This window comes from Xanthobacter sp. BG11Y11_SDJG (genome assembly GCF_057364445.1).
Map to the genome: position 1 here is coordinate 1 of NZ_JBNFNU010000427.1, position 3,475 is coordinate 3,475.

5 protein-coding genes are annotated in these 3,475 nt (G+C 68.1%); 3 read left to right on the plus strand and 2 right to left on the minus strand.

Annotation, left to right across the window (positions count from 1 at the left end; translation table 11 throughout):
* Both AC2W7M_RS22200 and AC2W7M_RS22205 read right to left on the minus strand, forming a co-directional pair.
* Positions 1 to 1,258: DUF6600 domain-containing protein (locus AC2W7M_RS22200; protein WP_486134973.1), on the minus strand; the 1,258-nt coding region annotated here is incomplete at its 3' end.
* Positions 1,259 to 1,347: 89 nt separating this feature from the next.
* The gene (locus tag AC2W7M_RS22205; RefSeq protein WP_486134974.1) at positions 1,348 to 1,542 is read right to left on the minus strand and encodes a hypothetical protein; all 195 of its coding nucleotides are present in this window, start codon (positions 1,540 to 1,542) and stop codon (positions 1,348 to 1,350) included.
* Here AC2W7M_RS22205 and AC2W7M_RS22210 point away from each other — a divergent pair.
* From AC2W7M_RS22210 to AC2W7M_RS22220, 3 genes are all read left to right on the plus strand, one after another.
* The gene (locus AC2W7M_RS22210; protein ID WP_486134976.1) at positions 1,535 to 2,506 is read left to right on the plus strand and encodes a tripartite tricarboxylate transporter substrate-binding protein; all 972 of its coding nucleotides are present in this window, start codon (positions 1,535 to 1,537) and stop codon (positions 2,504 to 2,506) included. The genes AC2W7M_RS22205 and AC2W7M_RS22210 overlap by 8 nt on opposite strands.
* Positions 2,507 to 2,645: 139 nt before the next feature.
* Positions 2,646 to 3,107: a tripartite tricarboxylate transporter TctB family protein gene (locus tag AC2W7M_RS22215; RefSeq protein ID WP_486134978.1), complete on the plus strand. Its 462-nt coding sequence runs from the start codon at positions 2,646 to 2,648 to the stop codon at positions 3,105 to 3,107.
* A gap of 10 nt (positions 3,108 to 3,117) precedes the next feature.
* Positions 3,118 to 3,475: tripartite tricarboxylate transporter permease (locus tag AC2W7M_RS22220; protein WP_486134980.1), on the plus strand; the 358-nt coding region annotated here is incomplete at its 3' end.

Below are 3,475 nucleotides of genomic sequence, written 5' to 3' on the forward strand. Positions count from 1 at the left end.
CCTGGCCCGGCGTCGTCTGGCTCGGCGTGCCCTGACCCGGCCGGCGCTCGTCGCCCGCGCCGCCCTGGCGCGCCGCGGGAACGGCGTTCGGACGCTCCTTCTCCAGCCGGTCGATCACCTGCTGGGCGCGCTGCTGGCGCTGCTGCACCACGTCCCGCATGCGCTCGTTGCGGGCGCGGATGGCCTCCAGACGCTTCTGCTGCGTCTCGCGGGCATCGCGGTTCGCCTCCTGGATGCGCTTTTGCACCGCCGCGCGCTGGCGCTCGGCCAGCTCCTGCATCTGCCGGCGATAGGCGCGCTCGTCCCCGGACCAGCGGCTTTGCGCCAGATCGCGGCGCTGCTGGGCGTTCAGCACCGAGAGCAGCGCCGCCGAGGGCGCTGCGAGCCCGGGCACCGCATCGCCCACATAGTCGCGCACCAGAATACGCTGGTTCTCGCGCAGCTGGCGCTCGTAGCGCCGCGGCGCCGGGATGGTGCGCGCCGCGGCAACCCTCGGTCCGTAAATGCCGATGCGGTCGCCGCGCTCGTCGTCGAACGCATCGCCATAGCCGTCCACGAACACCACGCGGCGCGTGACGATGACGCCACCCGCCGGACCAAACGCATCGCGATCCACGAAGCGCGTCGTGACCACGCCGTCGCGATAGGCCGGCCGGTAGAGGGTCGGATCGCTCTTGAGCCAGGCGGCGACGGCGGCGATGGGCGCCACGTGCAGCGCCAAATCTTGCGCGCCCACATAACGGTCTTCCACGAACACCCAGCTCTCCGCCACGGGCGGATCGGTGACGCGCGGGGTGCCGTAGGCGTAGCCGCGCCCGTCCGGAGCAATGGGCGCCCAGCCGGTGCGTCCCTCGCCGCGCCGCCACGTCACCCAGGCCGGCGCCCACGTGTCGCCGGGCACCCAGAACCAGCCGTAGGAGGGGTCATAGCCCCAGCGGCCGTAGTGATAGGTCGCCCAGGCGAAGGGCTCGGCGGAATCCCAGTACCAGCCATAGTCGTCGGTCCACAGCCAGCGCCCTTCCTGGTAGGGGCGCCAACTGGCGTCGAGGCCCGAGGGGATCCACACATACTGGTATTCAGGATGCTGAACCCAGGTTCCGTGCTCGGCCAGCGGCGCATAGAACACGTCCACATTCACCTGCTGGCGGCCGGCGGCGTGCTGTCCCCCCTCCTGCGCAGCGGCGGGCACGATGGCGGGGAGGGCCGCGAGCGGGGGAAGGACGAGCATCAGCGCCAGAAGGGAAGTTGAGGGTCGCATTCGGTATCCTCTGTAGTCCGGTGGTTTAGGAAACCGGCGAGAGGGCGGGGTTGTTCCGCACCGCGGCCCGTTAAGAAACGCAAATAAAATCATAATGTTAAATTGAAAGCGGAGCCTTGGCGGGGCATTTTCATGGCGCCGTCGCTGCCGAAGTGGTGCCCTGCTGCGGCATGCTGCAGTGCCGTCGATCGCGGGCCCAAGGCGAGTTCGTGCTTGACGACCGCCGCCGAGCCACCTTCAAAGGCATGGGAGAGAAACTTCCAGACGGAGAACACGATGCGCATTCTTTCAACCGCGCTCGCCCTCGCCGCCGCCGTAGGACTGTCGTCCGCAGCCGGGGCCCAGACCTATCCCAGCCGGCCCATCACCATGGTGGTGCCCTTCACCGCCGGCGGCCCCACGGACACCGTGGCGCGGCTGATCGCCGAGAGCATGTCGCGCACCCTCGGCCAGCAGGTGCTGGTGGAGAATGTCGGCGGCGCCGGCGGCACCCGCGGCGCGGGCCAGGTGGCGAAGGCCGCGCCCGACGGCTACACGCTCCTGCTCCACCACATCGGCCAGGCGACCTCGGCGACCCTCTACCGCAAGCTGCCCTACAAGCCCGGCAGCGACTTCGAGGAGGTCGGCCTCGTCACCGCCGTGCCGATGACCATCATCGGCAAGAACGGTTTCGAGCCGAAGACCTACAAGGAACTGGTCGACTACGTGAAGGCCAACAAGGACAAGGTCACCTACGGCAATGCCGGCGTCGGCTCCGCCTCGCACCTGTGCGGCATGCTGTTCATGTCCAAGGTCGGCACGCCCATGACCACCGTGCCCTATCCCGGCACGGGCCCGGCCATGAACGACCTGGTGGGCGGCCAGATCGACCTGCTCTGCGACCAGACCACCAATACCACCGGCCAGATCAAGGGCGGCAAGGTGAAGCCCTATGCGGTGACCACCAAGGAGCGGGTGAAGTCGCTGGCCGACATCCCGACCACCACGGAAGGCGGCCTGCCGGTTGAGGTCGCGGTCTGGCACGGCATCTATGCGCCCAAGGGCACGCCGAAGGACGTGGTCGAGAAGATCAACAAGGCGCTCGACGCGGCGCTCGACGATCCCAAGGTGATCGCCCGCATGGCCGATCTCGGCACCGAGCCGGAGCCGAAGGACCGCCGCAGCCCGGCCGTCCACGAGAAGTTCCTGCAAGACCAGATCGCCCAGTGGAAGCCGATCATCGAATCGGCGGGCGTATTTGCAGATTGACGCTTAGTCATGCGCTTCCGGGCTCGCGCCCGGAAGCCGTTTTGTTTATGCATGTGATCGCCGCGTCGGCGTCACGTCGCGGGCACGGGGCAGGAACGCCCCCAAGATCACAAGAACGACCAGTGGCTGAGGGGAGGCTATGAGTTTGGTGCGCAATCCCAAGGATGTCCTTTCGGGACTTCTTTTCATCGCCCTTGCGGCGCTGTTCGCCTGGCAGGCGCTCGACCTGCCGTTCGGCACATCGAGCCGGATGGGTCCGGGCTACTTCCCCATGGTGCTTTCGGGGGGGCTGGCATTCCTTGGCGCCGTGGTGCTGGTGAACGGCCTGCGCACCGAGGGGGACAACCCCACCGGCATCGCCTGGCGCGCCCTCATCATCCTCACCGGCGCCATCGTCTTCTTCGGCTTCGCCATGCGCCCGCTCGGCTTCGTGCCGGCGCTCGCCATCTCGGTGTTCGCCTCGACGCTGGCGAGCCAGAAGTTCCGGCTCCAGACCGCGGTCATCAACACCGTGATCCTCACCGTTTTCAGCTGGGCGGTCTTCATCAAGGGGCTCGGCCTGCCGTTGCAGCTCCTCGGCCCCTGGCTCGGCGGATACTGAGGAGCGCACGATGGAACTTCTCAGCAACCTCGAGCTCGGCTTCTCGGTCGCCCTCTCGTTCCAGAACCTCTTCTACTGCTTCATCGGCGTGCTGCTCGGCACGCTGATCGGCGTGCTGCCGGGCCTCGGCCCGCTCGCCACCATCGCCATGCTGCTGCCGATCACCTTCGGCCTGCCGCCGGTCTCCGCCCTGATCATGCTCGCCGGCATCTATTACGGCGCGCAGTATGGCGGCTCCACCACCGCCATCCTCATCAACCTGCCGGGCGAATCCTCCTCGGTGGTGACCGCCATCGACGGCCACCAGATGGCCAAGAAGGGCCGCGCCGGCGCGGCTCGTGGCCACCGCGGCGCCTCGGCGTCGTTCG